Raw genomic sequence first — 22,904 nt, 5'->3', positions numbered from 1 at the left:
GTCGCTGTCTCTCGCGAGTCAGCTTAGATATAATATCATGTACATTTCATATTGTCAATACCTTTTTTAAAGTTTTTTTAACTTTGTTTTTGATATTTCTTTTTCAATACTGTACACGTACTTGCGAATGATTTTTCATCACTCTTTGTCAGAAAAAATGTCTGGAACAACTTCTTCCAGACGTCATTACTGACTAACGGAGAAAGAGGGATTTGAACCCTCGCGCCGGTTACCCGACCTACACCCTTAGCAGGGGCGCCTCTTCAGCCTCTTGAGTATTTCTCCAGCAAGGGATATTGTACTAGAGTTTCCTTCCCTTGTCAATTCTTTTTTTAAGAAAGTTATAAGAAATATTTAAACGGTACATTCATGTATCACTTTTTCTATTCTTTTCTTCACTATTTCTGCGATTTCTGTTGTCTTCATATTCTGATATTCTTCATATAAAATCGGCTCCAGAAAATGAACCTGTACGGTTACCTGACTAATCGTATTGGTATCAAACGGTTTAAAAGAATCAATTAAAGCTACAGGAACTATCGGACATTTTGCACGTGTTGCTGCTTTAAAGCTTCCACCTTTAAATTCCTGTACTTCATTTCCATTTCTGGAACGGGTTCCTTCAGGGAAAATCAGATAATTCCGTCCATTTTTCACTTCATTTGCAACGGATAAAATCACCTGCATCCCCTGCCTAATATCATCTCTATCCAACATGTAAGCTTTCATACACGCGAAAACCTGCTTTAGGAACTGTATATTTGCAACTTCTTTTTTTGCCACAACAGAAAAAGGAGTTGGACAAGCATCTACAATTGCCAGCACATCATACATTCCCTGATGATTTGGAAAAAACATAAATCCATTTTCTTTTGGAATATTTTCAATTCCATGAACATCAATCTTTACATTTCCACCTTTATTTGCCCGACGAGTAATAAATTGAAGCATCTTATAATGTTCAGCTTCGGAATATTTATCCACATGGCTGGCATGATAACATAATTTTATCCACATAAAAGGAACGAGTATGATATTGCGAAATACCATCATTAATATTCGTTTCATATTTTCTTATACTCCTTTATTGCTGATTCATAAAGATAATTTCCCTCACAGTCTGCTACAACAATAACAGGAAAATCCTTAACTTCTAATTTTCGGATTGCCTCCGTTCCAAGATCCTCATAGGCAACTACTTCTGAAGAAAGAATGCATTTTGAAAGCAATGCTCCTGCTCCGCCCACTGCTGCCATATAAACACTTTTGTTCCTCACGATCGCATTTAATACCTCTTCACTTCTTTTTCCCTTCCCTATCATTGCAGATAATCCTAGATCTAGAAGCTTGGGAGTGTACTTGTCCATACGACTTGCCGTAGTTGGTCCTGCGGATCCAATCGGACGGCCATCTCTTGCCGGTGAAGGTCCCATATAATAAATGACCTGATTTTTTATATCTATAGGAATAGATTCATTTTTTTCCAATGTCTCCTCCATTCTCTTATGTGCAGCATCTCTTGCTGTATAAATGGTTCCTGTTATATATACATAATCCCCAGCTCGTAAACTTGATGCATCTTCTTTTGTAATTGGTGCTGATATATATCTCTCCATTCTTATACCTCCCTCACCACATGACGATTGACATGACAGCAAATATTAATTGCCACCGGAAGACCAGCGATATGTGTGGGATATGTATTTACATTTACCGCCAAAGCCGTTTCCGTCCCTCCAAGGCCACCTGGTCCAATTCCAAGAAGATTGATTTTTCTTAACATTTCTTCTTCTAAATCATGTACCCATGCAATTGGGGAATGCACTCCTATTTCACGAGTCAGCGCTTCCTTTGCCATAAGTGCACATTTTTCAAAAGTTCCTCCAATTCCGACACCTACCACCATCGGTGGACACGCATTTGGTCCTGCATCTTTGACCGCTGTTAAAATGGCATCTTTGACTCCCTCTATTCCTTCTGCTGGTTTCAACATAAAAACACGACTCATATTTTCACTGCCGAATCCTTTGGGAGCTACCGTTATTCTCACTCCGTCGCCTGGTACTATACGATAATGAATCACGGCAGGGGTATTGTCCTTTGTATTTTCACGAATGATTGGATCTCCTACCACTGATTTTCTTAAGAAACCTTCCTGATATCCCTGGCGTACCCCTTCATGAATGGAATCTTCCAAATCCCCGCCTTCAAAATGAACATCTTGACCAATGTCTAAAAATACCACAGCCATTCCTGTATCCTGACAAATTGGAATCATGTCTTCTTCAGCGATTCTAAGATTCTCTTTTAATTGATTTAAAATCTGCTTTCCAAGAGGCGACTCCTCTGAACTTATAGCTTGATCCATTGCGCATTTCATATCTTTTGAAAGATAATGATTGGCTTCTATACACATTTCTTTGATATTTTTTGTAATCTTATCCACATTTATTGTTCGCATACCTCATCCTCCTCTGGATAAGTATACCATCCGGGACGGAGTTTTTCTAGAAAAACCCCGTCCCGGATAAAAATAACCCTGTCCCAAAGGAAGTTATCCACAATTTCACCTTTAAAAATGATATGTTTTAAGCTAAAATATTAATATATGACAGGGTTATGACCACTTTGGGACACCCTGATTTTAATTTGGGACGGAGTTTTTTTCATTTGTACACGTCCCCAAGGAGGTTTTTATGAACACAAACATCAATATTGAAAACTTACGAAAAGACGCCGTGGATATTTTTCATCAGGGATTTGCCTGTTCAGAATCTGTAATTTACGCTATCCGCAAACATTTTGAATTGGATATTCCCGACGATGCCATTGCTATGAGCTCTGGTTTTCCATGGGGCCTTGGCGGAGGCGGATGTATCTGCGGAGCTCTTGCCGGCGGAACCATGTGTATTGGCTTTTTATATGGAAGAAGAGTACCGGGCGATCCGAAAATAAATCGATGCTTTGAATTAACGAAAGAACTACATGATTATTTTAGAGAAGCTTGTGGAGGTACCTGCTGCCGCGTCTTGACCAGAGGCATGGAACGCAATTCTCCTGAACGGAAAGCTCAGTGTACTCAATTCGTAAGTGATACCGTTACAAAAGTTGCAGAAATCATTATTCGAGAAACAAAAAAAGATCTGAAAGAAGTATAAAAATACAGGACGGATCTATTATTTATGAAAGAAAAGAATCATTTAAAACAGGTCAAAAAGATGAGTGGTAAAAGAAAAAAAGCTATTATGTTTCTTATCTTAGCCTTATTCCTGCTTCTCTTTCTTGCATTGATCATATTTTTTTATCAAGAACAGAAGCAAAAAGAAATTTCCAATTCACTGGTAGAGGAAATCCAAAAGGAAACTTCTGAAATTGAACATTCCGAACTTTCTGAAGCAGAGAAAACAGAAAAAAAGGTTCTGAAGCTTCTAAATGAAATGACACTGGAAGAAAAAATCGGCCAGCTTTTTTTCATTACTCCAGAAAAATTAACCGGAATTGGCGTTGCAATCCAAGCAGGCGACACAACGAAACAAATGCTTGAGCAATATCCAGTTGGAGGATTGATTTATTTTTCTCAAAATATTGAAACTCCAGATCAGATTACTTCGATGATCGAAAACAGCCAATCATACAGCCGGATTCCACTATTTATTGGGATCGATGAAGAAGGCGGAACACTGGTAGCAAGAATTGCAAATAATCCTAATTTTAACGTAGAAAAATTTCCTAATATGAAAGAAATAGGTGCAACCGGTGATCCTAATCAGGCCTTTTATATCGGCTCAACGATTGGTTCCTATTTACATAGCTATGGATTTAATATAGATTTTGCCCCTGATGCAGATCTATTAACCAATCCGAATAATTCTGTAATCGGAGAGCGTTCTTTCGGAAGTGATCCTACACTTGTTGGCACAATGACCGCTCAGGCAGTAAAAGGATTTCAGCATGAAAATGTAAGCGCTGTAATCAAGCATTTTCCCGGACATGGAGATACAAAAGAAGACAGTCATACAGGAGCTGCTATTGTAACTAAGACTCTTGACGAACTTAGAATGACCGAATTTATTCCTTTTCAATCTGGAATCGAAGCTGGTGTAGACGGCGTCATGGTAGGGCATCTGCAGGTTCCACAGGTCACTAGAACTGATACTCCTGCCACTCTTTCACCTATCATTATTACGGACATCCTAAGAAATGAACTTGGTTTTCAAGGACTTGTAATTACAGATTCCCTATCCATGGGAGCAATTACTCAATATTATTCTTCTGATGAAGCGGCTGTTCTAGCACTTCAGGCAGGCACCGATATTCTTCTGATTCCGGAAGATTTTCCATTAGCTTATCAGGGAGTATTAAATGCTGTTTCCTCTGGAACACTTTCAGAAGAACGAATCGATGAATCTGTAAAACGAATTTTAACCGTAAAATATAATCGGGGAATTATTGAATAGGTAAGATAGAAGTCCCTTCATATAGGGACAGGGAAAAAATCATTTGGGACACCTTGATTTTCATTTGGGACGGAGTTTTTTTCATTTGTACACGTCCCCAACAAAAGACCGGGAACACTTTCTACCTTTGTTCCCGGTCTTTTTCTGTCTTTTTATCCCTTTTTAGTTTTCCTCTGTCGTCTCCACTGGCTCTGTCACTTCTTCCGCCTCATCTTCATCGCCTTTTCGAACCTTCGCAATGCTGGCAACGCAATCTCCTTCTGCAAGGTTAATCAGCTTCACACCTGAGGTTACTCTTCCAAGCACAGAGATTCCTTCACATTTCATACGAATGATGATTCCTTCTTTATTAATGATCATTACTTCATCATCTTCATTAACGGCTTTCACGCCCACTACATTTCCGGTTTTCTCCATAATCTTGTAGCATTTCACGCCTTTTCCGCCACGATTCTGACTTGTAAATTCATCTTTTGAAGTTCTTTTTCCCATTCCCTTCTCAGACACGATCAGAAGATCCTTGCCCTGAGAATCTAGCTGCATTCCAATCACTTCATCCCGATCAGTCAGATTCATTCCTCGTACTCCCATGGATGTTCTTCCCGTTGCACGAACGTCTTTCTCATCAAAGCGAATACACTGTCCATACTTGGTTACCAGGAAAATATCCTGATTGTTGTCTGTATATTTCACTTCGATCAGCTCATCTTCTTCTCTTAGTGTAATAGCGGCAAGACCTGTCTTACGGACATTCGCATACTCTTTAATCGGAGTTTTTTTCACAAGACCTTTCTTGGTTGCCATGAAGAGGTATTCTCCATCCCTATACTCTTCAATCGGAATCACAGCACTGATCTTCTCTCCAGGCATCAGCTGCAGGAGATTGATAATTGCTGTTCCTCTCGATGTCCGACTTGCCTCCGGAATCTCATATCCCTTCAGTCTGTAGACACGACCGGTATTCGTAAAGAACATAATATAGTGATGCGTATGCGTCATAAATAGTTCTTCTACATAGTCTTCCTCTAAAGTCTGCATTCCTTTGATTCCTTTTCCGCCTCGATTTTGTGCTTTAAAGGTATCGTGGGACATCCTCTTAATATATCCAAGTTTGGTCATTGTGATCACTACATCTTCTCTTGGAATCAGATCTTCCATAGAAATGTCAAATTCATCAAATCCAATTGATGTTCTTCTCTCATCTCCATATTTATCACGAATCACAAGAATTTCTTCTTTGATCACGCCAAGAAGAAGCTTACGATCAGCAAGAATTGCTTTTAATTTGCCGATCAAAGTCATCAGCTCTTCGTATTCTTTCTCCAGTTTTTCTCGTTCCAGACCGGTCAGCGCTCTCAGACGCATGTCAACAATTGCCTGCGCCTGTACTTCCGTTAATCCAAACCGCTCCATCAATTCTGATTTTGCAATCTGAACCGTCTGAGAACCTCTGATAATCTTAATTACTTCATCGATATTATCAAGTGCAATCAGCAATCCCTGTAAAATATGTGCACGCTCTTCCGCCTTATTTAATTCATACTGCGTACGGCGAGTCACCACTTCTTCCTGATGCTTCAGATAATGATTCAGCATCTCCAGAAGATTCATGACTTTTGGCTCATTGTGGACCAATGCCAGCATAATCACACCAAAGGTATCCTGAAGCTGTGTATGTTTGTACAGCTGATTTAAGAGTACATTTGCATTTACATCCCTACGAAGTTCAATGACAATTCTCATTCCTTCACGGCTGGACTGATCGCTAAGATCTGTAATTCCATCGATCTTTTTATCCCTTACCATCTCGGCAATCTTCTCAATGAGACGGGCTTTATTTACCATATACGGAAGTTCCGTTACGATAATACGGCTCTTTCCATTCGGCATGGATTCAATATCTGTAATCGCACGCACACGAATCTTTCCTCGTCCTGTACGATAAGCTTCTTCAATTCCTCTGGTTCCGAGAATCATACCACCTGTCGGGAAATCCGGCCCCTTTACGATATTTAAAATATCTTCAATTGTGGTTTCTCCCGTCTCTTCCACCTGATCATCAATGATCTTTACGACTGCATTGATAATTTCTCTTAAGTTATGAGGCGGAATATTGGTTGCCATACCAACGGCGATTCCAGAAGTTCCATTCACAAGAAGGTTCGGAAATCTTGCCGGAAGTACGGTAGGTTCTTTTTCTGTCTCATCAAAGTTTGGTGCGAAATCTACGGTATTTTTATTGATATCCGCAGTCAGTTCCATAGAAATCTTACTCAGTCTTGCCTCTGTGTATCGCATAGCTGCAGCGCCGTCGCCATCCACAGATCCAAAGTTTCCATGTCCATCAACAAGTGGATATCTTGTAGACCATTCCTGCGCCATATTAACCAATGCACCGTAGATAGAACTATCACCATGCGGGTGATATTTACCCATAGTATCACCGACAATACGGGCACATTTTCTATGCGGCTTATCCGGTCCATTGTTAAGCTCAATCATAGAATAGAGAATTCTTCTTTGAACCGGCTTTAAACCGTCTCTTACATCTGGAAGCGCTCTGGATGCAATAACGCTCATGGCATAGTCGATATAGGAGGTCTCCATTGTTTTCTTCAGATCCACTTCGTGGACTTTATCAAAAATATTTTCTTCCATTTTGTCTCCCTCCTACACGTCTAAGTTCTTCACGTATTTTGCATTTTCTTCTATAAATTCACGTCTTGGCTCTACCTTATCTCCCATCAGTGTCGTAAACGTAAGATCCAATTCTGACGTACTTTCTTCATCCATCGTTACTCGAAGAAGTACCCGGTGTTCCGGATCCATAGTCGTCTCCCATAACTGCTCTGCATCCATCTCTCCAAGACCTTTATAACGCTGAATCTTATTGTTGGTATCACGTCCTACTTCCTGAAGAATACCATCCAGTTCCTCATCACTGTATGCATACCATACCTTCTTGTTCTTCTCCAGTTTATAAAGCGGCGGCTGCGCCAGATACACGTATCCTTCTTTGATCAGTTCCGGCATGAACCGATACAAAAATGTCAGAAGAAGCGTACTGATATGTGCGCCGTCCACGTCGGCATCGGTCATAATAATAATCTTATGATACCGAAGCTTTGAAATATCAAAATCATCATGGATACCTGTTCCAAATGCCGTAATCATAGCTTTGATTTCTGCATTTCCATAAATCTTATCCAGTCTTGCTTTTTCTACATTCAGAATCTTACCACGAAGAGGCAAGATTGCCTGCGTAGAACGGTCACGCGCCGTCTTCGCTGACCCGCCCGCAGAATCTCCCTCTACGATGTAGATTTCACAGTTTTCCGGATTCTTGTCAGAACAATCCGCAAGCTTTCCTGGAAGAGACATTCCGTCAAGGGCTGATTTTCTTCTCGTCAAATCTCTTGCCTTTCTTGCTGCCTCTCTTGCACGCTGAGCCATTACAGATTTCTCAATGACCATTTTAGCAACGGCCGGATTCTGCTCCAGGTAAATTTCCAGCTGCTTGCTGACCACACTGTCCACCGCACCTCTGGCCTCACTGTTTCCAAGCTTCTGCTTTGTCTGTCCCTCAAACTGAGGATCCTCGATCTTAACGCTGATAATCGCCGTCAGACCTTCCCTTATATCTTCTCCTGAAAGATTTGGTTCATTGTCTTTTAAGAGTTTATTCTTTCTTGCATAATCATTAAATGTCTTCGTCAGCGCATTTCTAAATCCAACCACATGGGTTCCGCCTTCCGGCGTCGTAATGTTATTGACAAATCCATACGTATTGTCACTGTAGGAATCGTTGTGCTGCATTGCCACTTCTACTGCCACATTGTTGACATTTCCCTCGCAGTAAATAATATCCTCATAGAGAGGCGTTTTGCTTCGGTTCAGGTATTCTACAAACTCCTTGATTCCGCCTTCGTAGTGGAAGGTCTTCTCAACCGGTCCTTCTTCCGGACGCTCATCTGTCAGCACAATTTTAAGACCACGGGTCAAGAATGCCATCTCCCGGAAACGCTGCTTTAATACATCGTATTCAAAAATTGTTTCTTCAAAAATCGTATCATCCGGCAGGAACGTAACCTTGGTTCCAGTCTGATCCGGATCACATTCTCCAATCACAGACAGCTTCTGAACCACTTTGCCGCGTTCATATCTCTGTTTATAAATCTTTCCGCCATTAAAGATTTCAACCTCCAGCCAGTTAGACAGCGCATTTACTACGGACGCACCTACTCCGTGAAGACCTCCGGATACCTTGTATCCTCCGCCTCCAAATTTTCCGCCGGCATGAAGCACAGTAAATACAACTTCTACCGCAGGGATACCTGCCTTATGATTGATACCGATCGGTATTCCTCGTCCATTATCAATAACTGTAACGGAATTGTCTTTATTGATACTTACATAGATTGTATCACAGAATCCCGCCAGTGCCTCATCCACGGCATTGTCTACAATCTCATACACAAGATGATGCAGACCTCTGGATGATGTGCTCCCGATGTACATACCGGGACGTTTTCTAACGGCTTCCAGACCTTCCAGTATCTGAATCTCATCCGCGCCATATTCGTGCTGTACCTTTTCTGTACTCATGCTAATCCTCCTAGTTTTCCTTCGCTACTTGTCCATTTTGGACATGAAACACTTTGTTTATAGAAAAACGATGATTTACAAAATCCTCCACCCCTGTACAGGTAATCAGAGTCTGTATATCATGTATACTATCCAGTAAATAGTTTTGCCTATGTTTATCCAGTTCAGACAATACATCATCAAGCAACAACACAGGCGTATCATGAATGGACTGTCTCACCAGCTCAATCTCTGACAGTTTCAAAGACAATGCCGCTGTCCTCTGCTGTCCCTGCGAACCAAATCTCCGAATATCCAGATCCCCCTCCATAAAGCAGATGTCGTCTCTATGGGGGCCTACCGAAGTACTCTTAAGCTTTAAATCTCTGTCTTTGTACTTTCTAAGTGCCTGCTCAAAAGTCAATTCTTTGTTGCTTGGTTCATAGAGAATCTGAATTTCTTCTCTTCCCCCTGTCAATTTTTTATGGATAGAAGAAATGATTTCATTCATCTCCTCGATAAACGCCTTTCTTCTCTCAATAATCTTATTGCCATACTGTATTAACTGCATCTCCCAAATTTCCAGTGTTCCGGCATGTTTTTCATATCCGGAAAAACCGATCTCTTTCAGAAGATGATTTCGTTGATTGACCACCCGGTTGTAATTGGCAAGATTACTCAAGTAAACGCGGTCAAGCTGAGACAATTCCAGATCAATAAATCTTCTTCTTTCCGCCGGACCGTTCTTGATAATATTCAGATCTTCCGGTGAAAAGAACACCAGATTCACAATTCCAAATAATTCACTTGCTTTCCTGATCGGCATCCGGTTAATTGCAATCCCTTTCGGACTGTTCTTTTTCAGATGCATATCAATCTGGTAATCGATCCCATTCTTCTCTACAATCGTCTCAATGTGAGATTCTTCTTTGCCGAATTCGATCAAATCACGATCCTTACTCCCACGGTGCGACTTTGTAGTCCCGGACAGATACACTGCTTCCAGAATATTGGTCTTACCCTGAGCATTGTCTCCGTAAAAAATATTTGCAGAGTCATCAAATGTCAAATCCAGAAGATCATAATTTCTAAAATTTTTCAGTTTCAAAGATTTAATCTTCAATGGTTATCTCTTCCCCGTCAAATATAACGACATCTCCGCCGTATAGTTTTCTTCCGCGGCGGGTATCAACCTCACCATTTACTTCTACCAATCCATCCTGGATCACTTCTTTCGCTTCCACTCCGGACTCTACAAGACCCGCAGCCTTAATCGCCTGTCCAAGCTTGATGTATTCTTCTCTCAACTTGATATTCATGTCTCTTTCCTCTCTTCTGTTTCTATACTGCTGCATTAAAATTTACAGGCAGAATCAGATAAATATAACTTTCTTCATCATCCTTGATGAAACACGGCGCTTTTGCATTCATCAAATACAAGGTCACCTCTTCGTCCTCAATTACTCGAAGTGCATCAATCAAAAACTTTGGATTAAATCCGATCAAAAGATCTTTGCCTTCTTTGGTGATATAAATCTCTTCATTCATGGAACCAATCTGTGATTTGATCTTTAACTCCATGAGTTCATCGCCGATATTGATAATGATCGGCTTCTTGTCTCCTTCTTTGACAAGAAGTGTCGCACGGTCAATACAGCTTAATAATTCTTTTTTATTGATTCTTACTTTTGTCTCATAATCGTTCGATAACATCTGATCAATCTTGAAATATTCTCCCTCGATCAGCCTGGATACAACAATGGTATTATCAAACTCAAACACAATATGATTGCTGGTATAAGAGATATGAACCATACTCTCTGCTTCACCGGACAAAATCTTGCTGATTTCAATCAGTGTTTTTCCTGGAACCACAAGTTTGTTATCCGTCACCTGATCCTTCAGCTCAATTCGTCGAATGGAAATACGGTGTCCGTCAAGAGATACCACTCTTAAGATATTATTTTTAATCTCAAAAAGTTCACCTGTCATTAATTTATTGCTTTCGGTATCTGCAATTGAGAAAATCGTCTGACGAATCACTTCTTTCAAAGTAAACTGGGAAATTTCTATGGACTCGTCCTTCTCAATAATCGGCAGGTAAGAAAATTCTTCTCCAGGTTTACCTGCAATATCAAATTTCGCTTTTTCGCAGGTAATAACAGTCTGAAGATTGGAATCTGTTTCAATTGTCACTTCATTGTCTGGCAGCTTTCTTACGATCTCTGAGAAAATTTTTGCATCAATAGCAATCATACCTCGATCAAGAATTTCTCCTTCAATCTCTGTCTGGATACCAAGCTCCATATCATTTGCTGTTAATTTTATAATATCATTAGTTGCATCAATCAAGATACATTCCAGAATCGGCATTGTCGTTTTGGAAGGCACTGCCTTTGATACAATGCTGACGCCTTTTACGAGATTGGATTTGTTACAAATTATTTTCATGTGTAAAACTCCTTTCACGGTGCGGTTTATAAATTTATATATAAATAATTTCCGTCTTCTTCTTAATAGGGGCTGTGGAAAAGGGGATAAGTGCTTCAAACGCCCTATTTTCAAGGTTTCTAAGCTTTGAAAACTTCGTGGATTTCGGAAGAATTAGGTGTGGATTTGTTGGTGATAACTTCTTGCTTTCCACAGAAAAAAATTTCCTGGTGGAATTATCCCAATTTTATCCCATACTTATCCACAGCCTTTCCACAGATTGTCCACAATCTTATCCCAATGCTATTTTCCTTAAGCCGGATTGATTTTCTTCTTTATAATATTGATAGTGTTAGACAGTACTTCATCTTCTTCTATCTCAGAAGCGATCTTTTCGACTCCGTATTTGATCGTAGAATGATCCTTTCCGCCTAAAATCACACCGATGGCTTTCAGAGAAGTCTCGGTCATGGAGCGGATCAGATACATTGCGATCTGTCTTGGAACTGCAATTTCTGCATTTCGCTTATTGCTTTTAATGTCTTTTACAGAGATTCCAAAATGTTCAGATACAATGTCGAGGATCAATTCAGGAGTAACTTCTCTGTTATTTTCAGAAGAAATAATATCTTTTAATGCCTCTGCGGCAAGTGCGATATCAATAGGGGCATTTTTATCCAATTTATATAAGAAGATTAATTTATTTAAAGAACCTTCTAATTCACGGATATTCGTCTTTACATTTGTTGCAATATATTCCAGTACGTCATTTGGAATCTTATATTTTTCCAGATGATCAAGTTCGATTTTTTTCTGCAGAATCGCCATACGCGTTTCGTAGTTTGGAGCAGAAATATCAGCAATCAGACCCCATTCAAAACGTGTACGGAGTCTGGATTCCAGTGTCTCAATGTCCTTCGGAGGCTTATCACTGGAGATGATGATCTGTTTTCCGGAAGTATGTAGGTGGTTGAAGGTATGGAAGAACTCTTCCTGCGTACTTTCTTTTCCGATAATGAACTGAATATCATCGATTAACAGTACATCATTATTACGATACTTGTCGCGGAACTTTTCAATGGAAGATTCATTGCCCGGGGTTTTACCCATACGGAGGGCTTCAATCATCTCATTGGTGAAGGTTTCGCTGGTAACATAAAGAACCTTTTTCTTTGGATTTTGTTCTAATATAAAATGAGCAATTGAATGCATCAGATGCGTTTTACCAAGTCCGACGCCTCCGTAGAGGAACAGTGGATTGTAAACTTCACCCGGAGATTCTGCAACTGCAAGAGATGCAGCATGAGCAAAGTTATTGTTCCCGCCGACTACGAACGTATCAAATGTATATTTTGGATTGAGCCCGGCTTTTTCAGCAGCAGATTTTGTTTTTTTCTTCTGATTTGCTTCAATTGCCATGTTCTGAAGCTCATCGATTCTGTCATCATCTTCAGACAGAAAAGCTACCTCAAATTCAGTTCCGGTAATCTCTGCAATACATACCTTCAGAGGAAGCAGATATTTCTTTTCGATATATTCAACACTTGCATTCATATTTACAAGGATGAAAACAGTGTTGTCGATCACATCATAAACTTTCAGTGGCTGAATCCAGGTATGAAAAGATACATTGGATAATTCGTGTTCCACTCTTAGATGTTCAATAATTTCCGGCCATTTTTCCTTTACAATATTCATTCAATTTAACTCCTAATCTATCTGTTTCGTGGATTTAAAGATAGAGACCCACTCTTCTATAGTTTACAACAAAATGTCTATGAAGGCAATCTTTAATCAATGTGGATAACTTTATCACAAAGCAAAAAGGCAGAGATATGGGAAAAAAATGAGGAATTTTTTTTGTATCCACAGGTTTTCCACACTTTATCCACAAGTTTTCCACATTTTGTGGATAAATAAATTTATAAAAATGTAGGAATAGCTTGACTGACGGGCTTTTTTTTAATATAATCAAAGCTGATGTCTATAGGAAAAATCGGGATGGTCCCGTCATATATAAGGAGGTGGATATCTATGAAAATGACATTCCAGCCAAAGAAAAGACAGAGAGCAAAAGTTCATGGTTTCAGATCAAGAATGAGCACAGCAGGTGGAAGAAAAGTACTTGCTGCAAGAAGAGCAAAAGGAAGAAAGAGATTGTCAGCTTAGGCCGCAGATATGTGGCCTTTTCTTCTCTGAAAATTAGGAGAATTGAAAGAATGAAATATTCCGAGTCATTAAAGAAAAATAAGGATTTTCAGGCCGTTTACCGGAAAGGCAGATCCTGTGCAAACAAGTATCTGGTAATGTATATCAAAGAGAATGAATGTGGCCGAAACCGATTGGGAATATCAGTAAGTAAAAAAGTAGGAAACAGTATCGTACGACACAGATTGACGAGGTTAATCAGAGAAAGCTATAGGTTGAACGAAGAGCGGTTCAGATGTGGCCTTGATATGGTAGTCATAGCAAGAGCAGGTGCAAAGGAAAGATCGTACCATGAGATCGAAAGCGCACTGCTTCATCTGGGACGGCTTCATGAAATTATAGATTAGGGGTAGCGTATTATGAAGAAGATTCTGTTAGGATTCATCAGGTTCTATCAGAACTATATTTCTGCCATGAAGGGCGGAGCTACTTGTAAGTATTTTCCGACCTGTTCACAGTATGCGGTAGAAGCGATTGAAAAGTATGGTGCGCTGAAGGGCGGATTGCTGGCTGCGTGGCGAATCTTACGTTGTAATCCATTTTCAAAGGGTGGATATGACCCCGTTCCTTAGGGAGAATTACAACAATATTGGAGGAAAGCAGTATGATATTTAGTTTAGCTGGTGCGGCAGACTGGCCGATTGTCGGACAGATTTGCTGGTTATTGGGTAAAGTTATGAACTTTATCTATACCTTATTAAAAGGTATGTTAGGGACAGATGCAGGAATTGTAGGTCTGTCTATTGTTGTATATACGATTGTAGTATATACGTTGATGATGCCTCTGACGATTAAGCAGCAGAGAGCATCTAAGATGACTTCTGTTATGAATCCTGAGCTTCAGAAAATTCAGAAGAAGTATAGAAATAAGAAAGATCAGGCTTCACAGCTTAAGATGCAGGAAGAGATGCAGTGTGTATATGATAAGTATGGCGTCTCCATGATGGGAGGATGTCTGCCGATGCTGATTCAGATGCCTCTTCTGTTTGCATTGTATCCGGTCATCTACGATATTGAACATTTTGTACCGGCAATGGCACACGATCCGGAGAGTGTAAATCGTTTCTTATCGATTCCTGATTTGACCGTTTCACCATGGACGATGTTAAAGAACAGTGGTGACTTTGGAACACCGGCTCTTCTTATTATTATAACAGCGATTGCGCTGCCGGTATTATCAGGTCTTTCTCAGTACTTAAGTATCCGTCTTTCTCAGGCGATCTCAGGACAGCAGATGGATCAGGATAACCCGATGGCGGGAACTATGAAATCCATGAATATTATGATGCCGCTGTTCTCTGTATACATTGTATTTACACTGCCTACCGGTATCGGTTTGTACTGGATTGTAAGTGCGGTTGTACGTTGTATTCAGCAGATTATGATTAACAAACATTTATCTAAGATGTCTGTAGAAGATATTCTGGAACAGAATCGAGAAAAGGCAGAAGAAAAAGCTAAGAAGCGCGGAGAAAAAGCAGAAAAGATCGGTGCTATGGCTCAGACGAATACCAAGAGCATCAAAGAAGCTGCAACACAGAGCGTATCCGGCATGAGTGAAAAGGAAAGAGAAGCAAAGATCGAGAAGGCTAAGAAAAACGCAGCTGGAGCGGAGGCAGGAAGCCTTGCAGCAAAAGCAAATATGGTTAAGAAGTTTAATGAGAATAATTAGGGGGCGTTTTCATGGAATACATTACTGTATCAGCAAAAACACTGGATGATGCAATTACAGAAGCATTGATTCAGTTAGGTGTTACAAGTGATCAGTTAGATTACATTGTAGTGGAAAAAGGAAGTGCCGGATTTCTTGGAATCGGTGTGAAGCAGGCAGTTATTAAGGCGCGCAAAAAAGTAGAAGAAAAGCCGGAAGTAACGGTAGAAGAAACGGTGAAGGAAACGGCGAAAGAAGAAGTGAAAGAGACTTTCAAAGCCGAAGTAAAAGAAGAGAAAAAAGAAGAAAGATTTGAAAAAAAATCTGAGCATAAACCAAAGAAGAATAAACAGCCGGAAGTAGTCAAGGAGAGGAAAGAAGTTGAGCTTGCAGTCGTAGAGGAAAATACGATTCAGATGTGTGAGAAATTTATCTACGATGTATTAAAGACCATGAATATGGAAGATGTAAAAGTTACATCTCAGATTGATGAAGAAGGCGCACTTTCCATTAATATGGATGGAAAGAACATGGGAATTCTGATTGGAAAACGTGGACAGACCCTCGATTCTCTTCAGTATCTGACGAACCGTGTTGCTAACAAAGCACAGAGCGGATATGTAAGAGTAAAACTTGATACAGAAGATTACCGTAGAAGAAGAAAAGAAACGCTTGAAAACCTTGCAAAGAACATTGCAAGCAAGGTTAAAAGAACTAGACATGCAGTATCTTTAGAGCCGATGAATCCATATGAGAGAAGAATCATCCACTCTGCATTGCAGTCAGATCCGGCTGTGTCTACACACAGTGAAGGTGAAGAACCATACAGAAGAGTTGTGGTAACACTGAACCGTCGGTAATGTTACATAGGAACAGGAAGTTGAAAAACTTCCTGTTTTTTTTAGTTTGGTTCTATGATATATTATATGAGGAAGATTAGTGAGAAAATTAGTTGAGAAAGGAAATCCATGGAAATAGAATATCAGAAAACGATTGCCGCAATTTCTACAGCTATGAGCAATTCCGGAATCGGAATTGTCAGGATGTCAGGTCCGGAGGCGTTTGAAATTGCGGATCAGATTTATAGAGGGAAGAATAATAAGAAGCTGTCCAGTCAAAAATCCCATACGATTCACTACGGTTATATCGTGGAGAATGGGGAGACGGTTGATGAAGTGTTGGTAATGCTGATGCGCGGCCCTCATAGTTATACGGGGGAGGACACGGTAGAAATTAACTGTCACGGCGGTGTTTATGTGGTGAAAAGAATTTTGGAAATTCTTATCTTCCATGGAGCAAGGCCGGCAGAACCGGGAGAATTTACAAAGCGAGCATTTTTGAATGGAAGAATGGATCTTTCTCAGGCAGAAGCTGTGGGAGATTTGATTACCTCTCAAAATGAGTATGCTTTGAAGAGTTCCATCAGCCAGCTGAAAGGTAATATTAAAGAAAAAATTACAAAGATGCGGGAAAAGATTCTGTATCACACAGCATTTATTGAAACAGCGCTGGATGATCCGGAGCATATCAGCGTGGATGGATATGGGGAAGAACTTCTCGAAATTATGGACATGCTGATTCAGGAAATAGAAGGTTTATTGAAAACATGCGATAATGGAAGAATTATTAAAGAAGGAATCAATACTGTCATTTTGGGAAAACCAAATGCAGGAAAATCTTCTTTATTAAATGTATTAATTGGAGAAGATCGGGCAATTGTTACGGATATTGCGGGAACGACCAGAGATGTGTTAGAAGAACATATTAATTTGCAGGGAGTTTCTTTGAATATTATGGATACAGCAGGAATCCGAGACACAGAAGATTTGGTGGAAAAGATTGGAGTAGATAAAGCCAAAAGCCATGCAGATCAAGCTGATTTATTGATCTATGTGATTGATGCATCAGCGCCCCTTGATGAAAATGACAATGAAATCCTTCAATTAATGAAAGGAAAGCCAGCAATTATTTTGTTGAATAAGTCTGATCTTAATATGGTTGTTGGCAAGTCGGAGGTTCAGGAAGCATATTATCAAAGCAATGGTGAAAATTCTGAGAATATTCCAATTATTGAAGTTTCAGCAAAACATCAACAGGGAATTGATTTGGTGGAACAGACATTAAAGGATATGTTTTTTGAAGGAAATCTTGCATTTAATGACGAAATTTATATTACAAATGTGCGCCATAAGACGGCACTTCGGGATGCATGTGATGCGTTGAATCGTGTGAGAGACAGCATTCATGGCAAAATGCCGGAGGATTTCTATTCGATTGATCTGATGGATGCATATGAAGCATTAGGAAGTATTACTGGAGAGACGATAGGAGAAGATTTGGTTAATGAAATATTCAGTAAATTCTGTATGGGAAAATAATGATAGATATGATGTAGCAGTAATTGGAGCAGGCCATGCAGGCTGTGAAGCGGCATTGGCGGCTGCGAGATTGGGATTTCAGACGGTGATTTTTACAGTCAGTGTGGAAAGTATTGCATTAATGCCTTGTAATCCTAATATCGGGGGAAGTTCCAAGGGACACCTTGTGAGGGAAATTGATGCTCTTGGCGGTGAGATGGGAAAGGTGATTGACCAGACGTTTATTCAGTCGAAAATGTTGAATCAGTCCAAAGGACCGGCTGTTCATTCGCTTCGTGCACAGGCTGATAAAAATCGTTATAGCAGTACGATGAGACAAGTTTTAGAGTCTCAGGACCGGCTTGAGATTAAGCAGGCAGAAATTGTTAAAATTCTTGTGGAAGATGGAAAAGTAGTAGGAGTTCAGACATTATCTGGAGGAATTTATTACTGTAACGCGGTGATACTGTGCACTGGAACATACTTAAAAGCTCGCTGTGTATATGGAGAGGTCAGTGAAAATACAGGACCGAATGGATTAAAGGCAGCAAATTATTTAACAGACAGTTTAAAAGAACTTGGAGTGAAAATGAATCGCTTTAAGACGGGGACACCGGCAAGGATTGACAGGAGATCTGTTGATTTTTCTAAAATGGAAGAACAGTTCGGTGATGAGAGAGTAGTTCCATTTTCTTTCACAACAGATCCGGATACGGTTCAAATTGACCAGGTATCTTGTTGGCTTACTTATACAAATCAAAGAACGCATGAGATTATTCGAGCAAATCTTGATCGATCACCTTTGTTTTCGGGTATGATTGAAGGAACAGGGCCGAGGTATTGCCCGTCTATTGAAGATAAGGTTGTTAAATTTGCAGATAAAGAAAGACATCAGGTGTTTATTGAGCCAGAAGGATTAGAGACGAATGAAATGTATATTGGCGGAATGTCCAGTTCACTTCCAGAGGATGTTCAGTATGCGATGTATAGAAGTGTTCCGGGATTAGAAAATGTTAAAATTGTAAGAAATGCGTATGCAATTGAATATGATTGTATTGATGCTAGACAATTAAAGCCATCTTTGGAATTCCGGGAGATAGAAGGATTATTCAGTGGCGGTCAGTTTAATGGAAGTTCAGGCTATGAAGAGGCTGCAGCTCAAGGACTGATTGCAGGAATTAATGCGGCAAGAAAACTTTCTGGAAAGGAAAGTATTGTATTAGATCGATCCGAAGCATATATAGGAGTGTTAATTGACGATCTGGTAACAAAGGAGAGCCATGAGCCATATCGTATGATGACTTCCAGAGCAGAATATCGTCTTCTTCTTAGGCAAGATAATGCAGATCAAAGATTGACACGAAAGGGATATGAGATAGGTTTGATTTCCGAAGAACGTTACCAGAGACTTTTGGAAAAAGAAGAATGGATTGAGAAAGAAGTAAATCGTCTGGGAACTGTTCATGTAGGAACCAGTGAGAAGATACAGAAGCTTCTTGAGGAGAATCAAAGTACACCATTAGTATCTGGGACAACTTTGAAAGATCTGATTCGTCGACCAGAACTTTCCTATCGTATCCTGGAAAGTATTGATACAAGCAGACCAGAACTTCCAGAAACTTTGGAACAAGAGATTATCGATCAAGTTGATATCTTTATTAAGTATGAAGGCTATATTAACAGGCAGAAAAAACAGGTAGAGCAGTTCAAAAAGCTGGAAAATAAGAGAATACCAGAATCGATAGACTATGATAATGTAAAAAGTCTTAGAATTGAAGCTGTTCAGAAATTAAAAGAGTATCGTCCGGTTTCTATTGGACAGGCGTCAAGAATTTCCGGTGTATCCCCGGCAGATATTTCTGTACTGCTTGTTTATTTAAGTAGTCAAGGAAGAAATATTTAAAAAGAAATAGATAAAGGCAAGTAATATATAAAGTAAGAATTTGTTGATACTGGGAGTGTATAAGAGTATGACACATTTATTGAAAGAAAAACTTGGAGATTTAGAAATAAATCTTACAGACCGAATGCTAGAACAGTTTGATTTATACTATGAACTATTAGTGGAATGGAATAAGATGATGAATCTTACCGGAATCACAGAATATGAAGAAGTGCTGACGAAACATTTTGTAGACAGTATTTCTATTGTAAAGGTAATGGATCTTAACAATGTGGAGTGGGTTATTGATATAGGAACCGGAGCAGGATTTCCAGGAATTCCATTAAAAATTGTTTATCCACACTTAAAGGTTACCTTATTGGATTCCTTAAATAAAAGAATTAAATTTTTAGATACTGTGATTGCAGAATTAGGATTAGCAAATATCTACACTATGCATGGAAGAGCAGAAGATTATGCGAAAAAAGAAGAATATCGAGAACAGTATGATCTCTGTGTATCACGTGCAGTTGCCAATCTTTCAACATTATCAGAATATTGTCTTCCATATGTAAAAGTAGGAGGAAACTTTGTTTCTTATAAGTCGGGCGAAATAGATCAGGAAGTAAAAGAATCAGGAAAGGCAATTAGCATTCTTGGTGGAAAAGTAGAAAGAATAGAAAAGTTTGAATTATCAGGTACAGATATTTCGAGATCTTTTGTAAAAATAGAAAAAGTAAAGGAAACAGGGAAAAAATATCCAAGAAAAGCCGGATTGCCAGCAAAGGAACCGATTAAGTAAAAAGAGAGTAGTAATGTTTCACGTGAAACATTACTATTTTTTCAATTTGGGACGTGTACAAATGAAAAAACCTCCGTCCCCAATTGGAATGTTAAAAAGTTATGAAAAAATTAATGTTTCACGTGAAACATTGGGTGGATAAGTGTATGAAAAAGTGGTATACTAGATCTATGTCAAAAAGAAAGGTGATTAACAATGGGAAGAATTATAGCTATCGCCAATCAAAAGGGTGGGGTAGGAAAGACAACTACTGCTATTAACTTATCTGCCTGTCTTGCCGAAAAAGGACAAAAAGTCTTAGCAATCGATATGGATCCACAGGGAAATATGACCAGTGGATTAGGAGTGGATAAAGACGAAGCAGAAAAGACAATCTATGATATGATTATTGGACAAGCCGGTATCGAAGAAGTAATACAGAAAGATGTAATGGGAAATCTGGATATTCTTCCTACTAATATAGATTTGTCAGCGGCTGAAATTGAACTAATAGGAGTGGAAAATAAAGAATTTATAGTTCAGAAAGAAGTTCACAAGATAAGAGATAGATATGACTTTGTTGTTATCGATTGTCCGCCGTCGTTAAGCATGCTTACTATTAATGCTATGACAACGGCTGATTCTGTGTTAGTTCCAATTCAGTGTGAGTATTATGCGTTGGAAGGCTTAAGTCAGCTGATACATACAGTAGAACTGGTAAAAGAACGTTTAAATCCAGTGATTGAGATAGAAGGTGTGGTGTTTACGATGTATGATGCCAGAACCAATCTGTCATTGCAGGTAGTGGAAAATGTCAAAGATAATCTAGAACAGAATATCTATAAAACGATTATTCCAAGAAATATACGTCTTGCAGAAGCTCCAAGTTATGGGATGCCTATTAATAAATATGATCCAAAATCGGCAGGAGCAGAGAGTTATATGAGACTTGCTGATGAAGTGATTCATAAAGGAGAAGAAGAGTAGGCGTTATAGGTAATGATAGGGGAGGAAAAAAGATGGCAGTAAAGAAAAATGGTCTTGGAAAAGGGCTGGATAGTCTAATTCCGGCAAATAAGAGCGTGAAATCAAGTTCATCATCGGTTTCATCGACAGAAAAGAAGGAAGATGATCTAAAAACAGGGGAAACTCTATTGAATATCAATATGGTAGAACCGAATAGAAAGCAGCCACGGAAAAATTTTGAAGAAGATGCTTTAGATGAACTTGCAGAATCTATTAAGCAGCATGGTATTCTTCAACCGCTTCTTGTGAGAAAAAATAAAGATTATTATGAGATTATTGCGGGAGAAAGACGCTGGAGAGCTGCAAAACGGGCAAAATTAAAAGAAGTTCCTGTGATTGTAAAGGATTATACAGAACAGGAAATTGTTGAAATTGGATTGATTGAGAATATCCAAAGAGAAAATTTGAATCCAATTGAAGAGGCAATGGCCTTTAAGAGATTACTGGAAGAGTTTAATCTTAAACAGGATGAAGTGGCAGAACGAGTGTCAAAGAGTCGTACAGCGGTTACGAATTCTATGCGTTTGCTGAAACTGGATGAAAGAGTACAGCAAATGATTATTGATGACATGATCTCAACAGGACATGCGAGAGCTCTTCTGGCGATTGATGATAAAGAGCAGCAGTATGCATTGGCAAATCTGATTTTTGATGAAAAATTGAGTGTTCGAGATATTGAACGAATGATCAAAGAAATTAAAAATCCAAAGAAGCAAAAAGAGAAGAAAACAGAAGAAAATCAATTTATTTATACCAGTTTAGAGGAGAAAATGAAAGAAGTTATAGGGACAAAGGTTCATATCGCTTCTAAAGGGAAGGGAAAAGGAAAAATAGAGATCGAATATTATTCAGATGAAGAGTTAGAACGAGTGTTCGAACTTCTGATGAGCTTAAGAAGGGAAGAATAAAGATTTATGGAAAGTAAAATATTGAAAGCATTAGGAATTGATCCTGCATTTATATTCCTGTTTTTGCTGATTTTAATTATTGTACTTTTTGTGTTGTATGTAAATGTAACGATGAAGTATAATCGGTTAAAGAGCAGTTATGCAACGTTTATGAAGGGAAAAGATGGGAAGACTTTGGAAGAGAGTCTGGCAGATAAATTTGCGGAAGCAGAAGCAATTCTGAAAATCACAAAGCAAAACCGCATGGATATTAAAGAAATTAATAAGCGGATGGAAAGCGATTATCAGAAGATAGGGATTGTCAAATATGATGCGTTTAATGAAATGGGCGGAAAGCTTAGTTTCGTGTTGGCAATGTTAAATGGTAAGAACAGCGGATGGATTTTAAATGCAATGCATAGCCGGGAAGGTTGTTACACGTATGCAAAAGAAATTGTGAACGGTGAAAGCTATGTAGAGTTATCAGAGGAAGAAATTGAAGCACTGGATAAGGCGATTTTTTCTGATCCGTATGAAACAGACGTAAAAGAAAAGAAGAAGTCTAAGGAAAAGAATTAAAAAAGAAAAAATAGAAAAATAGTAAGAAAAGAATGATTTAGACAAGATGAGGAGGATATAGT

22 protein-coding genes and 1 tRNA gene are annotated in these 22,904 nt (G+C 39.1%); 13 read left to right on the top strand and 10 right to left on the bottom strand.

Going from position 1 to position 22,904, the window contains the following annotated elements:
• Positions 1–197 precede the first annotated feature (197 nt).
• The 4 genes from WKT00_RS08605 to WKT00_RS08590 form a co-directional block, all read right to left on the bottom strand.
• Positions 198–285, bottom strand: a tRNA-Ser gene (locus WKT00_RS08605).
• A gap of 69 nt (positions 286–354) precedes the next feature.
• Complete coding sequence (locus WKT00_RS08600) at positions 355–1,068, bottom strand: lysophospholipid acyltransferase family protein (protein WP_101695301.1); 714 nt, start codon at positions 1,066–1,068, stop codon at positions 355–357.
• Complete coding sequence (locus WKT00_RS08595) at positions 1,065–1,616, bottom strand: Fe-S-containing hydro-lyase (RefSeq protein ID WP_101695300.1); 552 nt, start codon at positions 1,614–1,616, stop codon at positions 1,065–1,067. The genes WKT00_RS08600 and WKT00_RS08595 overlap by 4 nt, the downstream gene beginning before the upstream one ends.
• Positions 1,617–1,618: 2 nt before the next feature.
• Complete coding sequence (locus tag WKT00_RS08590; RefSeq protein ID WP_101695299.1) at positions 1,619–2,461, bottom strand: fumarate hydratase; 843 nt, start codon at positions 2,459–2,461, stop codon at positions 1,619–1,621.
• A 235-nt stretch (positions 2,462–2,696) separates the two neighbouring features.
• On the opposite strand from WKT00_RS08590, the gene WKT00_RS08585 reads away from it, so the two are divergent.
• Complete coding sequence (locus WKT00_RS08585) at positions 2,697–3,158, top strand: C-GCAxxG-C-C family (seleno)protein (protein ID WP_101695298.1); 462 nt, start codon at positions 2,697–2,699, stop codon at positions 3,156–3,158.
• Between the two features lie 24 nt (positions 3,159–3,182).
• Entirely contained in the window at positions 3,183–4,457 is a 1,275-nt protein-coding gene (locus WKT00_RS08580; protein ID WP_340263009.1) for a glycoside hydrolase family 3 protein, read from the top strand.
• 162 nt (positions 4,458–4,619) lie between these two features.
• Here the strand turns inward: WKT00_RS08580 and gyrA are convergent, their stop codons facing one another.
• The 6 genes from gyrA to dnaA all read right to left on the bottom strand — a co-directional run bounded on the left by gyrA (position 4,620) and on the right by dnaA (position 13,169).
• On the bottom strand, positions 4,620–7,115 hold the full coding sequence (gene gyrA, locus WKT00_RS08575; RefSeq protein ID WP_340263005.1) for a DNA gyrase subunit A: 2,496 nt from the start codon (positions 7,113–7,115) through the stop codon (positions 4,620–4,622).
• Positions 7,116–7,127: 12 nt separating this feature from the next.
• Positions 7,128–9,062, bottom strand: a complete 1,935-nt coding sequence (gene gyrB / locus WKT00_RS08570) for a DNA topoisomerase (ATP-hydrolyzing) subunit B (RefSeq protein WP_101695296.1) — start codon at positions 9,060–9,062, stop codon at positions 7,128–7,130.
• A gap of 10 nt (positions 9,063–9,072) precedes the next feature.
• Positions 9,073–10,164, bottom strand: a complete 1,092-nt coding sequence (gene recF / locus WKT00_RS08565; protein WP_101695295.1) for a DNA replication/repair protein RecF — start codon at positions 10,162–10,164, stop codon at positions 9,073–9,075.
• Positions 10,154–10,360 (bottom strand): RNA-binding S4 domain-containing protein, encoded by a 207-nt coding sequence (locus tag WKT00_RS08560; protein WP_101695342.1) that lies wholly within the window; start codon positions 10,358–10,360, stop codon positions 10,154–10,156. The genes recF and WKT00_RS08560 overlap by 11 nt, the downstream gene beginning before the upstream one ends.
• Positions 10,361–10,382: 22 nt before the next feature.
• Complete coding sequence (gene dnaN / locus WKT00_RS08555) at positions 10,383–11,492, bottom strand: DNA polymerase III subunit beta (protein ID WP_101695294.1); 1,110 nt, start codon at positions 11,490–11,492, stop codon at positions 10,383–10,385.
• A 291-nt stretch (positions 11,493–11,783) separates the two neighbouring features.
• On the bottom strand, positions 11,784–13,169 hold the full coding sequence (gene dnaA, locus WKT00_RS08550; protein ID WP_101695293.1) for a chromosomal replication initiator protein DnaA: 1,386 nt from the start codon (positions 13,167–13,169) through the stop codon (positions 11,784–11,786).
• Between the two features lie 336 nt (positions 13,170–13,505).
• On the opposite strand from dnaA, the gene rpmH reads away from it, so the two are divergent.
• The 11 genes from rpmH (at position 13,506) to WKT00_RS08495 (ending at position 22,842) form a co-directional block, all read left to right on the top strand.
• On the top strand, positions 13,506–13,640 hold the full coding sequence (gene rpmH / locus WKT00_RS08545) for a 50S ribosomal protein L34 (RefSeq protein ID WP_101695292.1): 135 nt from the start codon (positions 13,506–13,508) through the stop codon (positions 13,638–13,640).
• A gap of 50 nt (positions 13,641–13,690) precedes the next feature.
• Complete coding sequence (gene rnpA, locus WKT00_RS08540) at positions 13,691–14,026, top strand: ribonuclease P protein component (RefSeq protein ID WP_101695291.1); 336 nt, start codon at positions 13,691–13,693, stop codon at positions 14,024–14,026.
• 12 nt (positions 14,027–14,038) lie between these two features.
• Positions 14,039–14,251: a membrane protein insertion efficiency factor YidD gene (gene yidD, locus WKT00_RS08535; protein ID WP_101695290.1), complete on the top strand. Its 213-nt coding sequence runs from the start codon at positions 14,039–14,041 to the stop codon at positions 14,249–14,251.
• Positions 14,252–14,283: 32 nt separating this feature from the next.
• Complete coding sequence (gene yidC / locus WKT00_RS08530) at positions 14,284–15,351, top strand: membrane protein insertase YidC (RefSeq protein WP_101695289.1); 1,068 nt, start codon at positions 14,284–14,286, stop codon at positions 15,349–15,351.
• 11 nt (positions 15,352–15,362) lie between these two features.
• Entirely contained in the window at positions 15,363–16,190 is an 828-nt protein-coding gene (gene jag, locus WKT00_RS08525) for an RNA-binding cell elongation regulator Jag/EloR (protein WP_101695288.1), read from the top strand.
• Positions 16,191–16,298: 108 nt separating this feature from the next.
• The gene (gene mnmE / locus WKT00_RS08520; protein WP_101695287.1) at positions 16,299–17,708 is read left to right on the top strand and encodes a tRNA uridine-5-carboxymethylaminomethyl(34) synthesis GTPase MnmE; all 1,410 of its coding nucleotides are present in this window, start codon (positions 16,299–16,301) and stop codon (positions 17,706–17,708) included.
• On the top strand, positions 17,674–19,590 hold the full coding sequence (gene mnmG / locus WKT00_RS08515; protein ID WP_101695286.1) for a tRNA uridine-5-carboxymethylaminomethyl(34) synthesis enzyme MnmG: 1,917 nt from the start codon (positions 17,674–17,676) through the stop codon (positions 19,588–19,590). Before mnmE ends, mnmG begins: the two co-directional genes overlap by 35 nt.
• A gap of 67 nt (positions 19,591–19,657) precedes the next feature.
• Complete coding sequence (gene rsmG, locus WKT00_RS08510; RefSeq protein WP_101695285.1) at positions 19,658–20,371, top strand: 16S rRNA (guanine(527)-N(7))-methyltransferase RsmG; 714 nt, start codon at positions 19,658–19,660, stop codon at positions 20,369–20,371.
• Positions 20,372–20,566: 195 nt separating this feature from the next.
• A complete protein-coding gene (locus WKT00_RS08505; protein ID WP_340262987.1) occupies positions 20,567–21,337 on the top strand; it encodes a ParA family protein in 771 nt (256 codons plus the stop codon).
• Positions 21,338–21,369: 32 nt separating this feature from the next.
• Positions 21,370–22,284 (top strand): ParB/RepB/Spo0J family partition protein, encoded by a 915-nt coding sequence (locus tag WKT00_RS08500; RefSeq protein ID WP_340262984.1) that lies wholly within the window; start codon positions 21,370–21,372, stop codon positions 22,282–22,284.
• Positions 22,285–22,290: 6 nt separating this feature from the next.
• Entirely contained in the window at positions 22,291–22,842 is a 552-nt protein-coding gene (locus WKT00_RS08495) for a DUF4446 family protein (RefSeq protein WP_101695282.1), read from the top strand.
• Positions 22,843–22,904 lie beyond the last annotated feature (62 nt).

The organism is Dorea sp. ICN-14282, from assembly GCF_037890115.1.
Taxonomy (GTDB): domain Bacteria; phylum Bacillota; class Clostridia; order Lachnospirales; family Lachnospiraceae; genus Dorea_B; species Dorea_B phocaeensis.
The sequence above is the reverse complement of the archived record's forward strand: the minus strand, read 5'-3'. Positions and strand labels throughout refer to the sequence as shown.

What these genes read in the sequence shown, in the direction of transcription:
- WKT00_RS08600 (WP_101695301.1), bottom strand. Translation starts at nt 1,068, where the DNA reads ATGAAACGAATATTAATGATGGTATTTCGCAATATCATACTCGTTCCT.
- jag (WP_101695288.1), top strand. Translation starts at nt 15,363, where the DNA reads ATGGAATACATTACTGTATCAGCAAAAACACTGGATGATGCAATTACA.
- WKT00_RS08500 (WP_340262984.1), top strand. Translation starts at nt 21,370, where the DNA reads ATGGCAGTAAAGAAAAATGGTCTTGGAAAAGGGCTGGATAGTCTAATT.
- WKT00_RS08590 (WP_101695299.1), bottom strand. Translation starts at nt 2,461, where the DNA reads ATGCGAACAATAAATGTGGATAAGATTACAAAAAATATCAAAGAAATG.
- WKT00_RS08585 (WP_101695298.1), top strand. Translation starts at nt 2,697, where the DNA reads ATGAACACAAACATCAATATTGAAAACTTACGAAAAGACGCCGTGGAT.
- rsmG (WP_101695285.1), top strand. Translation starts at nt 19,658, where the DNA reads ATGACACATTTATTGAAAGAAAAACTTGGAGATTTAGAAATAAATCTT.
- yidC (WP_101695289.1), top strand. Translation starts at nt 14,284, where the DNA reads ATGATATTTAGTTTAGCTGGTGCGGCAGACTGGCCGATTGTCGGACAG.
- dnaN (WP_101695294.1), bottom strand. Translation starts at nt 11,492, where the DNA reads ATGAAAATAATTTGTAACAAATCCAATCTCGTAAAAGGCGTCAGCATT.
- gyrB (WP_101695296.1), bottom strand. Translation starts at nt 9,062, where the DNA reads ATGAGTACAGAAAAGGTACAGCACGAATATGGCGCGGATGAGATTCAG.
- WKT00_RS08560 (WP_101695342.1), bottom strand. Translation starts at nt 10,360, where the DNA reads ATGAATATCAAGTTGAGAGAAGAATACATCAAGCTTGGACAGGCGATT.
- gyrA (WP_340263005.1), bottom strand. Translation starts at nt 7,115, where the DNA reads ATGGAAGAAAATATTTTTGATAAAGTCCACGAAGTGGATCTGAAGAAA.
- rnpA (WP_101695291.1), top strand. Translation starts at nt 13,691, where the DNA reads ATGAAATATTCCGAGTCATTAAAGAAAAATAAGGATTTTCAGGCCGTT.
- mnmG (WP_101695286.1), top strand. Translation starts at nt 17,674, where the DNA reads ATGAAATATTCAGTAAATTCTGTATGGGAAAATAATGATAGATATGAT.
- WKT00_RS08505 (WP_340262987.1), top strand. Translation starts at nt 20,567, where the DNA reads ATGGGAAGAATTATAGCTATCGCCAATCAAAAGGGTGGGGTAGGAAAG.
- yidD (WP_101695290.1), top strand. Translation starts at nt 14,039, where the DNA reads ATGAAGAAGATTCTGTTAGGATTCATCAGGTTCTATCAGAACTATATT.
- WKT00_RS08595 (WP_101695300.1), bottom strand. Translation starts at nt 1,616, where the DNA reads ATGGAGAGATATATATCAGCACCAATTACAAAAGAAGATGCATCAAGT.
- mnmE (WP_101695287.1), top strand. Translation starts at nt 16,299, where the DNA reads ATGGAAATAGAATATCAGAAAACGATTGCCGCAATTTCTACAGCTATG.
- dnaA (WP_101695293.1), bottom strand. Translation starts at nt 13,169, where the DNA reads ATGAATATTGTAAAGGAAAAATGGCCGGAAATTATTGAACATCTAAGA.
- WKT00_RS08580 (WP_340263009.1), top strand. Translation starts at nt 3,183, where the DNA reads ATGAAAGAAAAGAATCATTTAAAACAGGTCAAAAAGATGAGTGGTAAA.
- WKT00_RS08495 (WP_101695282.1), top strand. Translation starts at nt 22,291, where the DNA reads ATGGAAAGTAAAATATTGAAAGCATTAGGAATTGATCCTGCATTTATA.
- rpmH (WP_101695292.1), top strand. Translation starts at nt 13,506, where the DNA reads ATGAAAATGACATTCCAGCCAAAGAAAAGACAGAGAGCAAAAGTTCAT.